15 protein-coding genes and 1 riboswitch are annotated in these 19,688 nt (G+C 53.6%); of the genes, 7 read left to right on the plus strand and 8 right to left on the minus strand.

The genetic code is table 11. The features are described from left to right. Nucleotides 1–130: 130 nt before the first annotated feature. The 3 genes from DESAC_RS13380 to DESAC_RS13390 all read right to left on the minus strand — a co-directional run bounded on the left by DESAC_RS13380 (nt 131) and on the right by DESAC_RS13390 (nt 4,372). Nucleotides 131–1,273, minus strand: a complete 1,143-nt coding sequence (locus DESAC_RS13380) for a hypothetical protein (protein WP_013707613.1) — start codon at nt 1,271–1,273, stop codon at nt 131–133. Between the two features lie 87 nt (nt 1,274–1,360). After that, the gene (locus tag DESAC_RS13385) at nt 1,361–2,773 is read right to left on the minus strand and encodes a hypothetical protein (protein ID WP_013707614.1); all 1,413 of its coding nucleotides are present in this window, start codon (nt 2,771–2,773) and stop codon (nt 1,361–1,363) included. A 192-nt stretch (nt 2,774–2,965) separates the two neighbouring features. After that, nucleotides 2,966–4,372 carry a hypothetical protein gene (locus tag DESAC_RS13390; protein ID WP_013707615.1) on the minus strand — a complete coding sequence of 469 codons (1,407 nt, stop codon included), beginning with the start codon at nt 4,370–4,372 and terminating at the stop codon, nt 2,966–2,968. Nucleotides 4,373–6,283: 1,911 nt separating this feature from the next. Between DESAC_RS13390 and DESAC_RS15465 the strand changes: the two genes are divergently transcribed. Both DESAC_RS15465 and DESAC_RS13400 read left to right on the plus strand, forming a co-directional pair. Next, nucleotides 6,284–6,958, plus strand: a complete 675-nt coding sequence (locus tag DESAC_RS15465; protein ID WP_169311547.1) for a lytic transglycosylase domain-containing protein — start codon at nt 6,284–6,286, stop codon at nt 6,956–6,958. 416 nt (nt 6,959–7,374) lie between these two features. After that, nucleotides 7,375–8,604, plus strand: a complete 1,230-nt coding sequence (locus DESAC_RS13400; protein ID WP_013707618.1) for an AI-2E family transporter — start codon at nt 7,375–7,377, stop codon at nt 8,602–8,604. A 297-nt stretch (nt 8,605–8,901) separates the two neighbouring features. Here the strand turns inward: DESAC_RS13400 and DESAC_RS13405 are convergent, their stop codons facing one another. From DESAC_RS13405 to DESAC_RS13415, 3 genes are all read right to left on the minus strand, one after another. Further along, on the minus strand, nt 8,902–9,711 hold the full coding sequence (locus DESAC_RS13405; protein ID WP_013707619.1) for an SWIM zinc finger family protein: 810 nt from the start codon (nt 9,709–9,711) through the stop codon (nt 8,902–8,904). A 109-nt stretch (nt 9,712–9,820) separates the two neighbouring features. Next, nucleotides 9,821–10,480, minus strand: coding sequence for a lysophospholipid acyltransferase family protein (locus DESAC_RS13410; RefSeq protein ID WP_083800301.1), 660 nt, complete (start codon nt 10,478–10,480; stop codon nt 9,821–9,823). Nucleotides 10,481–10,600: 120 nt separating this feature from the next. Further along, a complete protein-coding gene (locus DESAC_RS13415) occupies nt 10,601–10,993 on the minus strand; it encodes a DnaJ family domain-containing protein (RefSeq protein WP_013707621.1) in 393 nt (130 codons plus the stop codon). Nucleotides 10,994–11,429: 436 nt separating this feature from the next. Between DESAC_RS13415 and thiC the strand changes: the two genes are divergently transcribed. After that, on the plus strand, nt 11,430–12,704 hold the full coding sequence (thiC, locus tag DESAC_RS13420; protein ID WP_013707622.1) for a phosphomethylpyrimidine synthase ThiC: 1,275 nt from the start codon (nt 11,430–11,432) through the stop codon (nt 12,702–12,704). A 128-nt stretch (nt 12,705–12,832) separates the two neighbouring features. On the opposite strand, the gene DESAC_RS13425 is transcribed toward thiC, so the two are convergent. Together DESAC_RS13425 and DESAC_RS13430 are read right to left on the minus strand one after the other, a co-directional pair. Further along, nucleotides 12,833–13,474 carry a DedA family protein gene (locus DESAC_RS13425; protein ID WP_013707623.1) on the minus strand — a complete coding sequence of 214 codons (642 nt, stop codon included), beginning with the start codon at nt 13,472–13,474 and terminating at the stop codon, nt 12,833–12,835. A gap of 73 nt (nt 13,475–13,547) precedes the next feature. Next, complete coding sequence (locus tag DESAC_RS13430; protein WP_013707624.1) at nt 13,548–14,945, minus strand: nicotinate phosphoribosyltransferase; 1,398 nt, start codon at nt 14,943–14,945, stop codon at nt 13,548–13,550. A 111-nt stretch (nt 14,946–15,056) separates the two neighbouring features. Beyond that, a riboswitch (cobalamin riboswitch) is annotated at nt 15,057–15,242 on the plus strand. A gap of 278 nt (nt 15,243–15,520) precedes the next feature. Here DESAC_RS13430 and DESAC_RS13435 point away from each other — a divergent pair. The 4 genes from DESAC_RS13435 (at nt 15,521) to kdpF (ending at nt 19,687) form a co-directional block, all read left to right on the plus strand. Beyond that, the gene (locus tag DESAC_RS13435) at nt 15,521–16,573 is read left to right on the plus strand and encodes a zinc-dependent dehydrogenase (RefSeq protein WP_013707625.1); all 1,053 of its coding nucleotides are present in this window, start codon (nt 15,521–15,523) and stop codon (nt 16,571–16,573) included. A 14-nt stretch (nt 16,574–16,587) separates the two neighbouring features. Beyond that, nucleotides 16,588–17,745 (plus strand): anthranilate phosphoribosyltransferase, encoded by a 1,158-nt coding sequence (gene trpD, locus DESAC_RS13440; protein ID WP_013707626.1) that lies wholly within the window; start codon nt 16,588–16,590, stop codon nt 17,743–17,745. 157 nt (nt 17,746–17,902) lie between these two features. Next, nucleotides 17,903–19,282 carry a sigma-54-dependent transcriptional regulator gene (locus tag DESAC_RS13445; protein ID WP_013707627.1) on the plus strand — a complete coding sequence of 460 codons (1,380 nt, stop codon included), beginning with the start codon at nt 17,903–17,905 and terminating at the stop codon, nt 19,280–19,282. Between the two features lie 315 nt (nt 19,283–19,597). Continuing rightward, nucleotides 19,598–19,687: a K(+)-transporting ATPase subunit F gene (gene kdpF, locus DESAC_RS17055; protein ID WP_041283993.1), complete on the plus strand. Its 90-nt coding sequence runs from the start codon at nt 19,598–19,600 to the stop codon at nt 19,685–19,687. Nucleotide 19,688 lies beyond the last annotated feature (1 nt).

The raw sequence follows: 19,688 nt of genomic DNA on the forward strand, positions 1-19,688 counted from the left end.
CGGGCGCGGCCCGCCCTATGAGTAAATTGCCAATAAATTATCGATAATGGGATAAGGCAGCCCATGACCGCCGCTTACGATTTTAATCCTCCGATCCCAATCCGCGGCGGAGAAGACTTGGATTCCTGACCTACCTTCCCTTCACCTTCTCGTTGGGTTTAAACGGTCCGCCGGTTACGATCGTGGCCGCGGCGCCGTTGTTGCCCAGGACATCCGTCACCTTGAGCTCGCCCTGAATGATATCGGCAGTGTAACCAAGGCTCGCCTGGGTCTGGGGATTGATGATCTCCTTGCCTGGCTGGACCACGGCCAACAAACTCCCCGGTTTCAAACCGGAGTTGTTGCCGACGTTTAAAAAGACCTTGCCCTCTTTCATGAACTCTATCCGGCCGAACCAATCCAGCCCTCGAATCTGATCCGCCAGCAGCCCGGCATCCTTGCGCACCGCGGTATAGGCGGCATCGATAGTGAGGGCGCCAGGAGGGGATGCCTCGGGGAGGGCCTTGACTTGCGAGCCCAGAAAAGTTTCATAGACTTCCATGACTAGATAGCCGGAGCTGTCCCGGGTACCGGGCGGGATGACCTGGGTGATAATAATCCCCTGGACGCCCAGGGCATCTCCCAAGGCCTGAATATTGTGCCGGGCGGCCAACTTGCTGCCGGTAACCTTGGTCAGAGCTTCCTTGGTCGCCTCTTCGTTGATCACCGTGAGGTCCTTCTGCCGCTGCAGCTCGGCCCGCAAGCCGTTGGCCAGGGTCAGATTGATACCGTCATATCCTTTGGGCGTTTCCGAAAGAGCCGGGATCACCGCCACGGCGCGGCCTGTGTAAGGACTGGTGGATTTTACGCGGGAAGCGTAGAGCACGCCACCCTGACCCTGCTCCCGCAAGATACGCTCTACTTCCTGGCGTACCATCTCCTGCAGCTTTTCCGGTGGGATGCCCGTTCCGGCCTTGCCCTTTTCCTTGGAAATATATTTAGCCACGCTCTTAGCCAGGCTGACTTGCAGACCCTCAAACTCGGTGCCTTTCTCAGCATAGATGTATTCCGGCTGCTCCGGATAAATCAGGTAGTAGGGGTTGCGGCTGCGGACAAAGGTCTTATTGTCGATCACGACGGTCTCCTGGCTGACTTCCGCCGGATACTCCTCATCTTCATCCTCCTGAGTGATGCCGACCATTTTTTTCATCTTGCCGCAGCCGGTGACGAGGAGGAATAGAGTAGTGAACACAATTACCCAGAAACTGGCCCGAGCTATCCATGATTGGTGCATGCTGAAACTCCATCAAACTGTAATGTAACAAAAAAAGCCCACAGGCATGATATCCCGCGGGCTTAGGGAAGTCAACAGGTTTTCGGGTTAGAAAAAGAAGGTACCGACGAACAACAGCCGGTGGTTCTCTCCATAATTATCCAGATTAGACCCTTGAAGCCGGTTCTGATAATAATCGGTCCGGGCATACGTATACTCGGCGCCGAACTTCAAGGCCTTAATGGGTTGATACCACAGAGTCAAATAGTAATGCTGATTCAATTTGGGCGGGTCGGCCTGCCTGGAGGTGCCGATCCAGCGGTCCCGGTCTATGTTAAAGATTTTGTTCATACCCCACAGGACGGTCGTATACCACTGGTTGGTGAAATAATATTGCAACTGCACGAAACCGCCGAACTGCTGCGCCAGTTGCCGATCTCCAACCCACCGATTGTTAACTGCATCAAAAGTAACAAAATTCATATAGGAGGTATTGTTGGGAACCCCCTCTTTCTCGAGATCCAGTCCGGCGCCGACATACCAGTGGGTCAGCAGCGACATGGTCCCGGCCAGGTTCTGAGTAGTTGTGGTAATGATCGGCAGGAAGAGGCTGCTATTCACCACCCAGTGATTGAGATATTGCTGGTCCCGCTGCTCCACATTGACAGTATTAAAATTATTCTGCCCAAACATGACACCGCGGTTGTCGGTGGTGCCGACGAGCGCGCCGACGAAGGGGCGATACCGCAGACGCTGCCAGGCCGCCGCCACAAACGCCGAAACACCCCGCGGCCGGCCATAGAAGGGGGCCTTGCCGTAGAGATCCTGTTCGTATTTGACGCGGCCAGTGAATCGCGGAGTCTCTGAGGATTCGCCCGGGTAAGCGTTATTGGCGGTCCATTGATCGGACGCGAGTTGAATGCCATCCGGGCCGTTGCCGGGGTTGGCGATAGAGGCGGCCACCTCAAAAATGCCCATGAACTTCTGCTTCACGCAGATCTGCGGCTCCCGGAACCAGATGATACCAGGAATTCCAGCCGTGCCGGGCTTGGCGACTTCCGGCGGATCATCAGACAACAGAGACCAGTATTGTCCAAGCATCAGCTCGGTTTCCGGCCAATTAAGCCGAAACATGGCATGCCGCAACCGCGGGCGGGCCTTGTGAGGCGAGGCCCAGCCACCACCGGGAGTGCCTGTCATAATATATTCGTTGCCGCCCCCGTCAAAATCCCATTCAATGAAGCCCGTGGTCTTGGCACCCCAGAGCTGCGGGCCTTTGATAGTGAAGTTCATCCGAATACGCTCGGCTGAAAATCTCAGCCGGCCATGTTGGTTGTTGGGATCGTTGTTACGCGAGACAAGCTGTGAAAGGTTGTTGTTCATCTGGGTGGAGTCCCAGATGCCGTACAGGGCGATAAAACCGCCGAGGGTAAAATCGGCGGCGGCCTGAACGCCTACGGGTACCGCCAGGAGCAAGGCGGTGAGAAGCGCCGCTCCTTTCCATTGTTTCCAGGTACGCATATTCTCCCCTCTTATTTAATAAAATTCCCCGCTTTCTCCCCGCGGGGGCTGTTGCCATTTGAGCGCCATGGCAACGGTAAACGTAAACGCATCTTAACATACTTTTAACCAAAAGTTAACAACCTTTTTTTATAAAAAAAAGCCCTGCAGGGTGTCCCCCCAGGGCTTTTTTTCAACTTTGTCAGCAACGGCTTAGAAATAGAAGAAGCCGCAGAACATCATCCGGTGGTTTTCGCCGTAATCAGAGATTTGGCTGTTAGTAGTCCTTTTCTGGAAGTAATCGGTGCGGACGTAAGTATATTCCAGACCGAACTTCAAGGCCTTGATGGGCTGATACCACAGGGTGGCATAATAGTGCTGGTTGGTCTTGACCGGGTCGTTGGCGGTGGTGTCACCGATCCAGCGGTCCTGATCAACTCCGAAAGCCCGGTTGATACCCCAGACTATGTTCGTATACCACTGGTTGGTAAAATAGTACTGAGCCTGGACATAACCACCAAACCGCTGCACGAGCTGCCGATCGCCGATGAGAGGATTAGCGGCAACGCCGGCCCCGGAAACATAATTCAAGTATGAGGCTGTGGTAGCAAAATCTTCAAAGTAGCCGTCCAACCCCGCGCCTACCCACCATTGGGTCAGCAAGGAGGCGGTTCCGGCCAGATTTTTGGTGGTAGTCGGAATAACCGGAATGAAGACGCTACCTTCCACCAACCAATGATTGAGATACTGCTGGTCTCTGGATGAGACATAGGCTGCGGTAAAATTGTTATTGCCGAATACCTGCCCATTTGCAGCTGCAGCCGGGTCAGCAGCGAATCTGCGGAAACGTTCCCGCCACCAGGCGCCGCCGACGCGCACCGAGAAGGGCCGCGGGGCACCCCAGAAGGCGGCCTTGCCCCAAAGATCAGCATCATATTTCACGCGGGCCACGATCTTAGGAGTTTCGGAAGATTCACAACTATACGGGTTTGTGCCAGCCTGGGTGCCGTTTACCTGTAAACCCCAGAGGCCGTTGGTGGGTTGGGCCAGAGCGAAGGAGGCGGTCATTTTGCCGGGTCCAATGCCAAACATCTGGCTGATGCGGATCTGCGGCTCCCGCAAGAAGGGCTGACCGGCGGTGGTGCAGGCGCCGAAGTTGGCCGTCTCCGGCACTTCTTCGGTGAGCAGCGACCAGTACTGACCCATCATCAATTCGGTTTCCGGCCAGTTCAACCGGAACATGGCATGCCGCAGGCCGATGCGGGCCTTGTGGGGTGAAGCCCAACCGCCGCCGGGAGTTCCAGTCATGATATATTCATTAGAATGATTGTCGAAATCCCACTCGATAAAGCCGGTGGTCGTCGCGCCCCACAGCTTCGGCCCCTTGATAGTGAAGTTCATCCGGGTGTTTTCGGCGGTGAACTTCAGGCGGCCGTGCTGGAAGTTGGCGTCATTGTTGCGGGAAATAAACTGCAGCAGGTTTTTATTTACCTGGGTGGAGTCCCAGATGGTCTCCATCTTGATGTAGCCGCCCAGGGTGAAATCCGCCGCCCCAAAAGCGGACAGGGGCAACATCATCCCCACCGCCACCATCAGGGCTATAAACATTCTCTTTTTCATCATTCCCCCCTTAATTGTTAAAGGTTAACCTTTTCCCCTTTCAGGTTAGCACACCTTCGCTTCCGTCAAGCACTTGATTCGCTTTACGTTTTTCTTATCCCCCCCTTCTCCCTCATAATCACTATGATTAGATATATTCATTGCTTAGCGCTAATATAGGGCAATGCCCTGATTTTGTCAACAAAAAAATCGCCAAAAAGACAGGATTGAATATAATCTTTAATGTCGGCCAGCAGGTAAAATAACTTGAAATAATTCCGCTCTCTAGTATACTGAAGATGCTATCGTCATTTTTCCAAAAACACCACACACCCGCAAACAATAAAAAGGATTATTGGTAGCGCAGGTTTCCAGCCTGTGCAAATGATATTTTCTCACTACCCGGGCTGTTTTTTTATTTTTAAGACGTCGATTTTATTGTAGGGGTGAATCTTGTATTCATCCCCCTACGGCCGCCGATCAATGGTGGGGTGAATCTTGTATTCACCCCCCTTCGGCCGCCGATCAATGGTGGGGTGAATCTTGTATTCACCCCCCTTCGGCCGCCGATCAATGGTGGGGTGAATCTTGTATTCACCCCCCTACGGTTGCTGAACACTGGGGGAGACGAATCTTTTATTCGACATCAGGGCGGGCGAACACAAGGTTCGCCCCTACAGCGGACAATGGGTTTTTTTATTTTTAAGACGTCGATTTTATTGTAGGGGTGAATCTTGTATTCATCCCCCTTCGGCCGCCGATCAATGGTCGGGTGAATCTTGTATTCATCCCCCTACGGCCGCCGATCAATGGTGGGGTGAATCTTGTATTCATCACCCTTCGGTTGTTGAACACTGGGGGGACGAATCTTTTATTCGACATCAGGGCGGGCGAACACAAGGTTCGCCCCTACAGCGGACAATGGGTTTTTTTATTCTTAAGACGTCGATTTTATTGTAGGGGTGAATCTTGTATTCATCCCCCTACGGCCGCCGATCAATGGTGGGGTGAATCTTGTATTCATCACCCTACGGTTGCTGAACACTGGGGGGACGAATCTTTTATTCGACACCCAGGGCGGGCGAACACAAGGTTCGCCCCTACAGCGGACAATGGGTTTTTTTATTCTTAAGACGTCGATTTTATTGTAGGGGTGAATCTTGTATTCACCCCCCTTCGGCCGCCGATCAATGGTGGGGTGAATCTTGTATTCATCACCCTTCGGTTGCTGAACACTGGGGGGACGAATCTTTTATTCGACACCAGGGCGGGCGAACACAAGGTTCGCCCCTACAGCGGACAATGGGTTTTTTTATTTTTAAAACGTCGATTTATTGTAGGGGTGAATCTTGTATTCACCCCCCTTCGGCCGCCGATCAATGGTGGGGTGAATCTTGTATTCATCACCCTTCGGTTGCTGAACACTGGGGGGACGAATCTTTTATTCGACACCAGGGCGGGCGAACACAAGGTTCGCCCCTACAGCGGACAATGGGTTTTTTTATTCTTAAGACGTCGATTTTATTGTAGGGGTGAATCTTGTATTCATCCCCCTTCGGCCGCCGATCAATGGTGGGGTGAATCTTGTATTCACCCCCCTACGGTTGCTGAACACTGGGGGAGACGAATCTTTTATTCGACACCAGGGCGGGCGAACACAAGGTTCGCCCCTACAGCGGACAATGGAGAACTTGAAAAGCATCATTCCTGCGTGGCGATATCTTTCTGCTGTATAACTTATTATTATTGCTTGTTAACACGAGGGGCGGAAGGCGCCGCGCTTTGCCGCCCGGCAGATTATTTCTATATTCTAAGGCATTAATATTGAAACACCATATGATCTATTTCATATTATTGTGTTTCTGTCTATCTGAGAGCCCAGTTTTGGCCGGAGAGGGGCAGTCGGGGTTGACAGGTCCAACCGGCGGCCAAATGCTGGCGTTGAGAGCCACCACCGACCCTGTTCCAGAGCTTTTGGCCACTCAGGTGCGGATCTATATCTATCAGAACCACACGCGCCTCTGGCTTCCCCCGGAGGCAATGCTGCCCTTGAGTTTAGATGGTTCGGCGATAAAAAATGTGGTCAACAAGTCTCATCTGGCGAAGTTAGTCCAGAAGCTTGCCGGTCGCCAGGGGGTCGATCCTCTCCTGGTATTGGCTGTCATTCGCCGGGAGTCGGGGTTTAACTCTCTGGCAGTATCTCCTAAGGGCGCCATGGGGTTGATGCAGCTCATGCCTGAGACCGCAGCCCAACTCGGAGTGGAGGACCCGTTTAATATCGAACAGAATCTTACGGGTGGCATCCGCTTTCTGAAGCTCTGCCTGAACCGCTTCAACCAGAACGTCGTCCTCGCCCTGGCAGCCTACAATGCCGGTCCGGAGCGGGTGGACCAATACCAGGGGTTGCCGCCGTTTGCCGAGACCCAAAATTTCGTCAGCTTGGTTATGCAGGATTACTGCGGCGAACCTGTTAATCTGGCCCGATTCCGCCAGCCAGCGGCAAGTCCGGTCTTGGCCACACCCCTTGAAATCGCCAAAACTCATAAACCTCGCAAATTGCTCTCCCTGCCATTTTTCAGCCGGCCGCCGCTGCTGGTAACCGAATAAGATTTTTCAGGGGGTCCGGACTCACCCAAAAAGTCATCATGTTTAAAAATCACCACGAAGCATGAAAACAGAATCGTGAGCTGCTCCCAATAATGTTTTTTCGGCTCACCGCTCGCTGTTTTTAGATAAATTTTTTCTCAACAACCATGTTAAACCTAATCGGCGGCCAGGGGCCGTCCTATCCCATTATCGACAATTTATCGGCAATTTACTCATAGGGCGGGCCGCGCCCGCCGTCTTTAAGAGCACTGTTTTCATATAATAATTTCTGCTTGAGAGGCCCAAAACTCCAAGTCTGCTCGTATCAGGTTCTCCTCATAACGCAGACCCGGAGGTCTGCGCTATTAATCATTTCAACCGGAAATCAGAAAACAACAACTTAACTAGCCAGTACTCGGAACTCAGGTTCACCGCTTATGCCGATGGATAACACTTCGCAGCCGGAAAAAGAAGAGGCTGTGATTTCGACTGTCTCCCCCCAGCAGCCATCACCATCTCCTCCCATGGGTGATAATTTCCCCAGCCAGTTCGCCAAGACCTTCTTCGGGGTGCTCACCGTTGTTATCCTGTATTTTTCCTATCTGATCGTAAAGCCCTACCTGGTGGAGATTTTTCTGGCTTTGGTCCTCTTTTTTATCAGTAAACCGCTCTACCAGGCAATCCTCGGGTTCTGCCGCGGCTGGCGCGGCATCAGTTCGGCTTTGACCTGTCTCCTATTGGCCCTCTTCATCATCCTGCCCATTCTCATGTTGGCCGGCATCATCGCCAGCCAGGCGCTGGATTTGTATAACCTTATCAGCGCCGGCCTGCACAGCGGGACCTTATGGCAGGTTCTGACCAAAAAATTGGCCTTTTTGGAAGACTATGCCAAGCATCTAAACCTCCCGGTAAATTTAGAAAATCTCAAAATTGAAGAAGTCATCCGTACCGCCCTGATCAGCGCCAGCCAATTCATTTATAACAACAGCATCGGTCTGGTCAAAGGCTTTACCACTTTCCTCTTCAGCCTGCTGTTGATCCTCTTTATCACTTTCTTCTGTTTCCTGGAAGGAGACGATTTCATCGATGAGATCAAGCGGTTGTCGCCGTTGGATCAGGCGCATAATGATGAGATTTTAGGCGACGTCGAGAATACTATCAGGGCCACTATCCGGGGGACGGTTATTGTAGCAATTATTCAAGGAATCCTGGGGGGCCTGGGCTTCTTCTGTTTCGGGGTACCCCGGGCCGCTTTTTGGGGAACCGTCATGATTCCGGCTTCGGTAATACCGGTGATCGGCGCGGCTATTATCTGGTTGCCGGCCGCGCTCTTCCTGTTTTTTCAGGGTCATATCTGGCAAAGCTTAGGAATGGTTTTATGGGGTGGGGTCTTTATCGGCTCTATTGATAACCTGGTCAAACCGTATCTTATGAAGGGGGCGCGTCAGACCCCCACTATTTTTACCTTATTCGCCATAATGGGGGGCATCACCTATTTCGGCATGATCGGTTTTATTCTGGGACCGTTGATTCTCTCTTTCCTGTTGTCGGTATTGGAGATCTATCGCAAGACAATCCTCATCAGAAGTCAAACACCTCCATCGAATGCAGCCCTGCCGATTGCCGAGTCATCCGCCGCAACTCCGGGAAACAACGATACCATATAAATTGTCATGTTCCGGTGATCACAACGAAGCATAAAAACAGAATCGCGGCGGCTGCTCACAATAATGCTTTTTGCTCACCGCTCACTGTTTTCATACAGAATTTTTTCTCATCGACCATGTTAAACCTAAGCAACGGCCAGGGGCCGCCTTATCCCATGATCGATAATTTATTGGCAATTTACTCATAGGGCGGGTTGCGCCCGCCGCCTTTAAGAGGACTGTTTTCATACAAAAGGCTGGAGCAGAGTAGGCCCCAGCCTGATGACGCATCTCTAGCCGCAGAAGCAAACCGAGACTTTACTCCCCTTCTCCGATAAAATTTTTCTTCAGATCGGCGAAATTCAACTGGCTCTGGGAGAAGGCGGCCCGGCTTTCAAGTTGCTCGATCTCCTGCTGGACCAAGGTCCTATCCAGATGGCGATCCTCATGAATCAGTTGGCAGTATTCTTCATACAACTCCTGCTTCAATTCTTCGGAAAACAATCCCGGCTTGCCCAAATCTTCTTCTAAACCGAAGACATTGTCCAAGAGATAGAAATACGTCGCCCGGGCTTCGGATAACCGGCCCATCTGAGCCAAGCGGTCTGCTTTCTCCTGCGCCAGGCGAAGCTTTTCTTCCAGCTCACCGGTCTCCGCGGCGCCAGTCGGTCCGACCTGGCCGATAATAGAATCGATGCTCTCCAAGATGGTATCCAGATCCGGGCTTTCCTCTTTAAGAAGCTCCCTGGATTCCAATACCTTATCAGCTAACTCCAAAATTATCTTGATCAGTTCACTTTTGGAATACTGTTTCAACTGGTCTCTTAAAGCGGTTCGATCTAAAAAACTCTCCGGCTTGTCAAGCCAGGCCGCCAACACTGCCAAGGCGCAGACACACCAACCCTCGCCTTCATGCTGGCAGGTGCAGGTGCTCTGTAACCCTCCATCGATAATTGACACGGCGGCAGTACACCAATTCTCATTATTCTGAACCGCCGCCTCCAGACGGTCGGGGGTTCGAAAACGGAAATGTACCTGTTTTTGGCGGACCAACTCCTGCGCCGCCAGCCACTGTTCTTCTGACCCCAACCGCTGTATTTTATCTGCATCAAGTTCTTCAAAACGCATAAATAATTCCCTTTAGTCTCAACTTTACCAGTTAAGTTTATATCTGCTTCTTGCAAAAGGCAATTCGAATATAGGCTTAAAGAAATTTTTTTTGAAATAATTTCTTGGATTAGAAGCGGAAATTTCGGCTGCGGTCAAAAAGGCGGTTGAGTCGTTTCTCTAATTCTAACCGGAATCCTTCCAAGGCCTTGCCCCGCGCATCCGGAGGAACCCACACTGGCTCTCCGAATAAAAGCGCTACCCGACTGAACGGCCATATCAGCTCAAATCGATCCCAGGTGTTTAGAACAGTTTTCCTTTCGCTGGCCACGGCTACCGGCAGGACAGGAACCCCAGCCTCCCGGCCCAACACCGCTACCCCCTTTTGTACCCGGTGACAGGGTCCGCGGGAGCCATCGGCGATAATGCCGCCAGACTGTCCCCGGCGTATGAGACCGGCCATCTTTTTCAAGGCCGCCAGGCCACCTTTATTGCGGGAGCCTGAGAGAATCATGGCCCCAAACCTCTCGGCGATGCGGCCCACCAGCTCGCCGTCATAACTGGGGCTGGCCAGCAGCACTATCTTTCGGGGCCGATCTCGAAAATGGTAAAATACATAGGCAAGCTGGCCGTGCCAACAGGTATAGAGTATCGGGTGGCCTTGGGCTTCGAGTTCGGCTTCCGCTTTCGGGTTGATTATAATGTGAGAACAACTACCGAAGATGCTCATCATGACTGCTCTCGCAATAGGTGGCACGAGCCGCAGCCATAAGGGATGACGTAGTTTCATATGAAAACAGTGAACAGTGGGCGGTGAGCGGTGAGCAGAAAAAGCATTATTGTGAACAGCTGCCACGGCTTAGTTTTCATGCTTCGTTGTGCTCCTTGGAACATGAAAATTCAGATGAAATTAAAGAAGCTTCTTGCCCTGGGGCAGGCGCTCTAATTTTGCCAGGATTTTTTCCGTATAAATGCCATGCTCCTCTAATAGGGGAGACGTTTTCCGGATCAGGTTCAACTTCATGGTAAGGAAATTCAACCGCCGCATCTGATTTAATTTCTCCTTCTCATCGGGCATGTTGGCCATCATGTCCTGCAAAGTAAGTATCTCTTTCTGCAATTGCAGCTCAGGGGGCAGGCAGTCCGCCATCTTCAATATCTTGTAAGGCATCCGCAGCTCTGCCGGAATCTGGCTGTCGTCCTCTAATTTCAAGGGCCGCCCCTTGCCCACCAGATTGTTAAAAACCCCCTCTTGGATGGCCTCCAAGATACGGTTTTCAGCTATTTTCTCTAAGAAAAACAATATCTCTCTCCTTACAGAGAAAAACCTGCTACCCGGAAGTTCCGAGTTCCGAATTTTGAGAAGAGATTATCATATCCATATGAGATTCTTGCAAAACTCTGGTTATGGGGTTATGGTCATTCTGAGTGCAGCGAAGAATCTAATGGTTTTATAGACTTAAGATCCTGTACTTCGTTCAGGATGACTAAAAAGCTATTTGGCAAAAGTCTCCATAAGTTGAGGAACACAACGAAGCATGAACGCAGAACTGGGGCAACTGCTCACCACCCGCTCCCACCGCTCATCGTTGGTTCTAGGAATCGCCTAGGTGCTTTTTTTTTGCCTTAGCATCTGATAAAATATAAACAATATTAAGTTTTCAGGAAGGAATAAAAACGCTCCGCAATAAAATCGCGGGTCCCTAGAAAACTTAAGAAATTGATTATTCGGAGATGATATGACCCAAAGGGAAACAGCCCTGGCCGGCCATTTGACGCCGGCAATGATAGCCGCAGCTCAGAAAGAGGGAATGCCGCCGGAATTCATCCGAACCGGCTTGGCCCAAGGAACCCTCGCCATTCCGGCTAATGTGGGCCACCACAATCTGGACCCCATTGCCATCGGCACCGGCGTCCGGGTGAAGATCAATGCCAACCTCGGCGCCTCGCCCCACGACATCAGTCTGGCCAAAGAGAGAGAAAAACTGGCCGCCGCCATCCGTTACGGCGCCCATACAGTGATGGACCTGTCCACCGGCGGCGACCTGAATGCTATCCGCACGACCCTGTTAAGCGAGTGCCCGTTGCCTTTCGGCACGGTGCCGGTATACCAGGTCATGGCCGAGGCCAAACGACTGGACGATATTACCGCCGACCACCTTCTCGAGGCCGTCCGACTTCAGGCCCAGCAGGGGGTTGATTTTGTTACAGTTCATTGTGGCGTCACCCGCAAGGCCCTGCCATTGCTGAAAAATCGGGTTACTGGCGTAGTCTCCCGCGGCGGCGCCTTCCTGGTCGCCTGGATGCGCCGGTTCGGCCGGGAAAACCCGCTCTTCGAGCGGTTTGATGAACTTCTGGACATCGCCCGCACCTATGACGTCACCCTCAGTCTGGGGGACGGCTTGCGGCCCGGATGTCTGGCCGACGCCAACGACAGGGCCCAGTTCCACGAGTTGAGAGTGTTGGGTCAGTTGACCCAGCGGGCTTGGGCCGCCGGAGTCCAGGTGATCATCGAAGGTCCCGGACACGTCCCCTTACACCTTATCAAAAAAAACATCCGCCTGCAGCAGAAGTACTGCCATGGCGCCCCCTTCTATGTCCTGGGACCGCTGGTCACCGATGTTGCTGCCGGATATGACCACATCGCCGGAGCTATTGGCGGAACTTTGGCCGCCAGCCTGGGGGCTGCCTTTCTCTGCTATGTCACCCCCGCTGAACACCTCAAACTGCCCGAGGTTCAGGACGTCATCGACGGCGTCATCGCCTCCCGGATTGCCGCTCACGCTGCCGATATTGCCCGGGGGCTGCCCGGCGCCGCAGACTGGGACCTGAAAATCTCCCAAGCCCGCCGCGCCCTGGATTGGGAAACCCAGATCGGCCTCTCAGTCAATCCCGACAAAGCCAGGCAATATCGTCTGTCCAGCCGCGCCAAGGATGATCAATGTACTATGTGCGGCCGATTCTGCGCCATGAAGGTCTTTGATGAACGCTTCGATGAAAGGGAAAAAGACTGATAGGACTGCCAGCCTCTAAAAGATGCCAGCGCCGGTCCGATTAAAAATCGATTCCCCTTCACTGAACGGCTGGAGGGGTCTTACTCCCAGGGCCGCGATACCGGAAAGCGATACCTATCCCGCTCCCATTATTGGGCCATCGGGTTGGGTTCAATCGCTTTGCGGTTCTTGACCCGCCGTCGCCACCAGAAGACATAGGCCGCCGCCCCAACGACGCCCGCCGCCACTACGACAATGTCCAGGGTGTGAGAATAATGATGAATGATCTCCCAATGTTCCTTTAATTTCAACCCCAGATAGGCCAGAAACATATTCCAGATGGCGGCCCCAATGGTAGTGTAAACCAGAAATGGCGTTAGGTTCATCTTCCCCAAACCCGCCGGGATAGAGATCAGGTGGCGGACGATGGGAATGAAACGGGAGATGAAAATGGTCCGGCTGCCGTAGCGGCGGAAAAATGCCTCGGTCCATTCCAGGTGGTGCGGATTCAGCATGAGATAACGGCCAAAACGCAGAACCACAATCTCGCCTTTGCGTCCCATCCAATACGACGCCAGCGAACCTATGATAGATCCCAGAGTGCTTGCCGCCATCACCCCTAACAGGGTAAATTCGCCGGTGTAAATCAAAAATCCGGCGAATGGCATGACCATTTCGCTGGGAACCGGAGCGATCATGCTCTCGAGGGCCATCAGGACAAAGACGCCGGTATAACCCAAAAAAGAGATGAGCTCCGTGATATAGTGTAGTAATGTTTCGGTTAGACCCATATGAAGTTTCGAGTTTCAAGTTTCAACTAGGAATATGAAGGAATCCAAACCAACTTCAGATATCTCCTCTTCCCTATTCCCTCACCCCTAATTCCTGCCGACGGATGTTATCCTCCACCCGCTCCTGTAAATGTTGTAGTCCGGCGCTGATCCGCACCGGATAGTTAGGTGGATCTTGAAGGATTTTGTACTGTGTCGGCAACTGCTCAAATTCACGTAAAAATAATTCCCGAGAGGCGCTCAGCGGCGGCAGGGGTGCCAGCGGCCGTCCCTGGGTCATCACCGGCTGCAACAGCGGCTTGGCTTGGGAAAAAGATTCTTCCCGCAGTCCGATGACGTCCTCTGCCATCTGCCCTTGGTGCTCATAAAAACGGAAGAGCTGTTTTTTATCAACGTAGGTGACTTTGCCGGTAGACAGTTTCATCACCGGTTTATCGCCATATTTCACCAGCTTGTAGGCAATATCAAAATAAGGGGCGTCTGCGGCAACCCCCATCTTGGTACCGACACCGTAGGCGTCGATAACCCCGCCAGCTTCCAGGGTACGGGTGATCTTGAATTCATCGAAGCCGCCGCTGGCAAAGATGGTAACGTAGTCGAGGCCGGCCTCGTTCAGCAGGCGGCGGACCTCAATGCTCAAAGCCGCCATATCGCCGCTGTCCAACCGTACCCCGCGCAGTCTCTCGCCCCGGGCCGCCATTTCCAGGCCTACCTGAATGGCCTTCTTGGCCCCGGCGATGGTGTCGTAGGTGTCGATCAGCAGCACCGTGTTGTGGGGAAAGGCCCGCGCAAAAGCCCGAAAAGACTCAATCTCGCTTTTGAAACTGGTCACATAGGAGTGAGCCATGGTACCGAAGATAGGCAGACCGTAGAGCTTGCCGGCCAGGACATTGCTCGTCCCGACAAAGCCGCCCAGGTAGCTGGCCCGGGCAACTTTGAGCCCCGCATCCGTTCCTTGCGTGCGGCGCAGGGAAAAATCCACCAGCCGCCGCCCCCCGGCCGCTACCGTAGAGCGGGCCGCCTTGGTGGCGATCATAGTTTGCAGATTGATGGCGTTGATGAGAAAGGACTCGACTAACTGCGCTTCGATAATAGGCCCGGTTACCTCCAGGATCGGTTCATCCTTGAAAAAGATGCTCCCTTCCGGCAGGGCCCAGACCTCCCCGGTAAATCGCACCGTTTTTAAGTAATCCAGAAAGGCGATTTTAAACAGGCGGGTTGAATCCAGATAGGCCAGATCGTCTTCGCCAAAGCGCAGGGTTGCCAGATAATTAAGCGCCTCCTCCAACCCGGCGGCCACAAAATAGCCCCGATCCGGGGGATACTTGCGGATGAAGAGGCTAAAAGTCGCCTCCTCATGCATTTCCTCCTCCAGATAGCTGGCTGCCATGGTCAGCTCATAGAGATCGGTGAGAAGGGCGTATTGCTCCCCTAAGTGGGGGTGGTTTATATGCGGGTTATTGGATAGCATTTTTTTGAACTATAAATGTAATGGAATGACCTCTCTGCGTCAATAAATTTTATTGTTCAGCCTTATTAAACCAGACTTGACGGAGGACAGATGTCGTGATAATAAGGTATCATAACAGTAGAGTTGATCTGCGGGTTGGCTGCCGCCAACTACGGAACCCGGTGTGAATCCGGGGCGGTCCCGCCGCTGTAACCGGGGACAAAACCGGCAGAACCACTGTCTGAGCCCACTCAGGCGGGAAGGGCCGGGGGAGGTTGATCCGGAAGCCAGAAGACGAGCAGGTCGATCCTCAGGGCAGGTTTATGGCAACAACCGCCCCTGGCCAGACGCGCCAGGGGCTTTTTTTATGGTGCCCAACCGGTCTAAGTTGCATAAGGCGAATACAAGATTCGCCCCTACCGATGGGCCTGCCGGTACTGCAGTGCCGTAGCGCCGTACCGCCGTAGTTAGCAATTGTTCGCAGCACAGGCTGGAAAGCCGGTGCTACCGGGAAGTCATTACTCATGATGGGCGGGTAACCGCTAAGTCAAGACAATAAAATAGGAAAAGATTTGGCAAACGCTACAGGTGGAAAAATGGCTGATCAGATGTTAGCAGCGGTCCTCCGGGGACCCAAAGATTTAGCGATCACCGAGGTCTCTCGCCCTCTCTGCCCGAGCGGCGGTCTCCTCATACAAGTGCGCGCCTGCTCGCTCTGCGCCACCGACGTCAAGATGTGGCAGCGGGGACATCGTGACCTGCTGTTGCCTCGCATCCTGGGGCATGAGCTCGCCGGAGAAATTGCCGCCGTTTCCGATGATTTATCTGACTTTCAGGTGGGTGACCGGGTGCAGGTGGCTCCGGGATTGCCCTGTGGCCGCTGCCGCTGGTGTCTACAGGGCGCTCCGAACATGTGCCAGGCTATGCAGATTATCGGTTTTCACCACGACGGCGGTTTGGCCGAGTTCGTCGCCGTTCCCGCCGCCGGTGTGCACCAGGGGGCGGTATCGCACCTGCCTGACGCTCTAGCCTTTGACCTTGCCGCCCTGGCCGAGCCCTTGGCCTGCTGCCTGAACGCCCAGGAACTGGCCAGGGTTGGCATGGGGGACCAGGTTGCCATTTGGGGGGCCGGTCCCCAGGGCTGGCTGCAGGTCCAGGTGGCGCGGTTGCGGGGAGCTTCCCGGATAATCCTGGTAGAAAATGATCCCGGACGCTTGCAGGATGCAGTCCAAGCCGGGGCCGATCTATTGTTGGACATTTTCCAGGAAGATCCGGTAACCGCCATTTTGGAGACCACGGCCGGCAAGGGAGTGGAGGTGGTGATTCCAGCCTGTGGCTCTTTGGAGGCTTTTGACTGGGGTTTGGCGGTACTGGCGAAACGAGGCCGTCTGTGTCTTTACTCGGGTCTGCCCAAGGAGGTAGAAACTCATCCGGTAAACCTCAACCGGTTGCATTATCTGGAAGCTTCTCTGGTAGGCGCCTACGGCTGCACCTCCCGGCAGAACGCCCTGGCCCTGGAACTCATGGCCAAGGGACGCATCCGCGTTGATCGTCTGATTACCCACCGCCTTCCTCTAAACCGGGTGGAGGAGGGGTTCGAGCTCGTGCAGAGCCGCCGGGGGCTAAAAGTGGTCATCGAATGTACCTGACTCGGAGTTATTTTATGAATAATCCCAAGAATTATGATGAATTAGAGCTACGCCGCTTTGGCCGGGCCATTACCGAGCTGGCCCAGGGCCAACACCTGAGCCGGGAAGAGACCAAAGAGCTTTACCGCCAGATTCTCCTGGCCGAGCAGCCAGACCTGCAACAGGGAGCTTTTCTGGCGGCGCACATGGCAAAATCTCCTACCCTGGACGAAATTGCCGGTGCCTGGGAGGCCCAGATGGATTATGACGTGGAAACCATCGATCCTCCCCTCCCAGGTCCCTGCGCCGATATCGTTGGCACCGGCTCGGATTATCTCAAGACCCTCAATGCCTCCAGCGGCGCCGCCATCCTGGCGGCGGCGGCCGGAGCCTATGTGGCCAAAAAGGGGGCCCGGGCCGCCACCGGTGTCAGCGGCGCCTCCGATATCTTTGAGACCTTCGGAGTCGACCTCAAGGCCCCTTTGTCTCAGGCGGCCCAAGCCCTGACAGCCCACCGCCTCTGTTACATCCCCGGCGAAAGGTTCCTGCGCTCCGGATGGGGACGTTTGATCGCGGTGATGCGTTTTCGGACCATCTTCAATCTGGCCTGTCCGCTCCTCCTACCCTGCCGCCCTACCCGCTACCTGGTGATCGGGGCCTATAGCGCTGATTTGGCGCGTCAATTGGTCAATATCTGCCGGGAGATCGGCTTAGCGGGGGCCTTGGGCCTCTACGGCCAGAGCGATCAGCATGAGCCGGATCAGGGGATGGATGAAGTCTCGGTCTGCGGTCCTACGCTGGTAGTAGAGCTGCGCCATGATCAAATAACCGAATATGTCCTCGAACCCGAAGACCTGGGTCTGCGGCGATATCCTTATGAAAAAATTGCTGCCCAAGGTGATACTTACCAGAATGCCCTGGCTCTCCTCAAGGTGTTAAGCGCCGGAACCAATGGTGCCGCCGCCGACTTTCTGGCCGCCAACGCCGCCGCAGTGCTCTATCTGTTGAATCTGGCTCCATCCTGGCCTGCTGCGGTGGAACAGGCCCGGCAGACCTTGGCCGCAGGAAAGGCTCTTGACACGTTGCGCTCTCTGGTCGCGGTTCAGCAGGGTAATTCCCGGCATGGAGAAGAAAAACTAAATAAATTGTTGCACCAGATCAACTCGTCTACGACTCTTATCGCCTGGAATTAGAAAGATTACTTCACCCTTGACTTAACCGGCCACTTTTTTATGATAAAGTATTCGGCAACGCTTTCTCTTTAAGTGGCCGCTTTGGATTGTATCCGCCAGTCGAAATGGTTGGAAGACGCATTTTGGCCGGGAGAATCGAAAAATTAAAAGAATATCCATGGATACGTCATATTCGATCAAGCCCCCCAGTGTTCACCCGCTTCAAGTCCTGGTTATCGATGATGAAAAGAACATCCGCGTGGCGCTCGCGGCTTATCTGGAAGGGATGGGCTGCCGGGTCTTGACGGTGGCTACGGCTGGCGCGGCTCTTTCCGCCCTGGAGAGCCAGCCTTTTGATCTTGCCTTTCTGGATCTCCGGCTCAGGGAGATCAGCGGCCTGGAACTTCTTCCTAAACTCCTGTCAGTCAACCCTCGTCTAGCCGTAGTGATGATTACCGCCTACGCCACCATTGATACCGCCGTGGCAGCCATCAAACGGGGAGCGAGGGACTATCTTCCCAAACCGCTGTCACCGGCTCAGATCAAGCACGTGGTAGATGGGCTGGCCGAACGTCTCAATCTCTATCGTCAGGTGGAAGAGCTCCAGGCGCATCTCCGTGAAGCCGTCCCGGAGGTGATCTTGGCAACGGCATCCGTCAAGATGCAGGCGACGCTGGACCTGGTGGAGAAGGTGGCGCCGACCGAGATTTCGGTGCTGCTTCTGGGCGAGAACGGCACCGGCAAAGGAGTTATCGCCCGCTGGCTGCACACCCAAAGCCGGCGCGCCGGAGGTCCCTTTGTGCTGGTCAGTTGTCCTACCCTTTCCGAGGAGCTCCTGGCCAGTGAGTTGTTTGGTCATGTAAAAGGGGCTTTTACTGGCGCCACTCGGGACCGGGAAGGGCGGTTGGAAGCCGCGCACGGGGGAACCTTATTTCTGGATGAAGTGAGTGAGATCTCTTTAGGTTTACAAGCCAAGCTCCTACGGATGCTCCAAGAAAAGCAGTTCGAACGACTGGGGGAAAATCGCACTCGCCGGGTAGATGTGCGGGTGGTGGCGGCCACCAATCGGAATCTGGAAGAAGAAGTCAAGGCTGGCCGGTTCCGGGAAGACTTGTTTTTTCGCCTGAACGCCGTACAAATCAGTATCCCGCCGCTTAGAGAGCGCCGGGAGGACATCCCGATGCTGGCCCGACGGTTCCTGGATTTTTTTGCCCGCCAGACTAGGCGACCTACCCCCGAACTTTCTTCTTCAGCCCTGAACGCCCTTCTTTCTTACTCCTGGCCGGGAAATATTCGGGAACTGCGCAATGTCATGGAGCGGGCCATGATCCTCTGGCCTTCCCAAGTCATTGAGCCGGGGGCTTTCCCAGAGAACATTGCCTCCCAAATATCGGCGGCGCCGGTTTTGGGCGGTGATTATACCCTGGAACGTATCGATCGGGAGCATATCCTCCGAGTCCTGGCGCGGACCACCACGTTAGAGGAAGCAGCTCACATTCTCGGCATCGATTCCTCCACCCTCTGGCGCAGACGGAAAAAATACGACGAAGAAAGCTAAACGTCCAAGTTCGATTAGAGTCTTTTACCGCCCAACTACCGCATATTGCAATATCCTCTCCGGGAAATCTTGCATTTTGCAATTCTCGCCTCCGACTTTCTATTTGTAATCTATTGAAATAACTTTTCTATTCTTCTTTTCGTTCCCGGTCTAATCTTTGCACTATTACTAATAGCTGTTTTAAGGGTTTATGGAATCGAATTGCAAATAAAAGGGAAAGCTATGCTAGACTTAGCTGTTTTCGGTGGAATTTTTATCTTCTTGATTCTCTCGTGGGGGTATGTGCTGCTGGCTGAGAGGTTGTAGGAGAACAACATGACATGGGAATATCTTATCGGCAGCCTTATTTCCCTGATGCTCCTCATATATTTGCTTTATGCGCTGCTGTGGCCGGAGCATTTTTAAG

The organism is Desulfobacca acetoxidans DSM 11109 (genome assembly GCF_000195295.1).
Lineage (GTDB): Bacteria > Desulfobacterota > Desulfobaccia > Desulfobaccales > Desulfobaccaceae > Desulfobacca > Desulfobacca acetoxidans.

Excerpts from the sequence above, each read along its gene's own strand:
- DESAC_RS13380 (WP_013707613.1), bottom strand. The coding sequence starts at position 1,273 with ATGCACCAATCATGGATAGCTCGGGCCAGTTTCTGGGTAATTGTGTTC.
- DESAC_RS13385 (WP_013707614.1), bottom strand. The coding sequence starts at position 2,773 with ATGCGTACCTGGAAACAATGGAAAGGAGCGGCGCTTCTCACCGCCTTG.
- DESAC_RS13390 (WP_013707615.1), bottom strand. The coding sequence starts at position 4,372 with ATGAAAAAGAGAATGTTTATAGCCCTGATGGTGGCGGTGGGGATGATG.
- DESAC_RS15465 (WP_169311547.1), top strand. The coding sequence starts at position 6,284 with ATGCTGGCGTTGAGAGCCACCACCGACCCTGTTCCAGAGCTTTTGGCC.
- DESAC_RS13400 (WP_013707618.1), top strand. The coding sequence starts at position 7,375 with ATGCCGATGGATAACACTTCGCAGCCGGAAAAAGAAGAGGCTGTGATT.
- DESAC_RS13405 (WP_013707619.1), bottom strand. The coding sequence starts at position 9,711 with ATGCGTTTTGAAGAACTTGATGCAGATAAAATACAGCGGTTGGGGTCA.
- DESAC_RS13410 (WP_083800301.1), bottom strand. The coding sequence starts at position 10,480 with ATGAAACTACGTCATCCCTTATGGCTGCGGCTCGTGCCACCTATTGCG.
- thiC (WP_013707622.1), top strand. The coding sequence starts at position 11,430 with ATGACCCAAAGGGAAACAGCCCTGGCCGGCCATTTGACGCCGGCAATG.
- DESAC_RS13425 (WP_013707623.1), bottom strand. The coding sequence starts at position 13,474 with ATGGGTCTAACCGAAACATTACTACACTATATCACGGAGCTCATCTCT.
- DESAC_RS13430 (WP_013707624.1), bottom strand. The coding sequence starts at position 14,945 with ATGCTATCCAATAACCCGCATATAAACCACCCCCACTTAGGGGAGCAA.
- DESAC_RS13435 (WP_013707625.1), top strand. The coding sequence starts at position 15,521 with ATGGCTGATCAGATGTTAGCAGCGGTCCTCCGGGGACCCAAAGATTTA.
- trpD (WP_013707626.1), top strand. The coding sequence starts at position 16,588 with ATGAATAATCCCAAGAATTATGATGAATTAGAGCTACGCCGCTTTGGC.
- DESAC_RS13445 (WP_013707627.1), top strand. The coding sequence starts at position 17,903 with ATGGATACGTCATATTCGATCAAGCCCCCCAGTGTTCACCCGCTTCAA.
- kdpF (WP_041283993.1), top strand. The coding sequence starts at position 19,598 with ATGACATGGGAATATCTTATCGGCAGCCTTATTTCCCTGATGCTCCTC.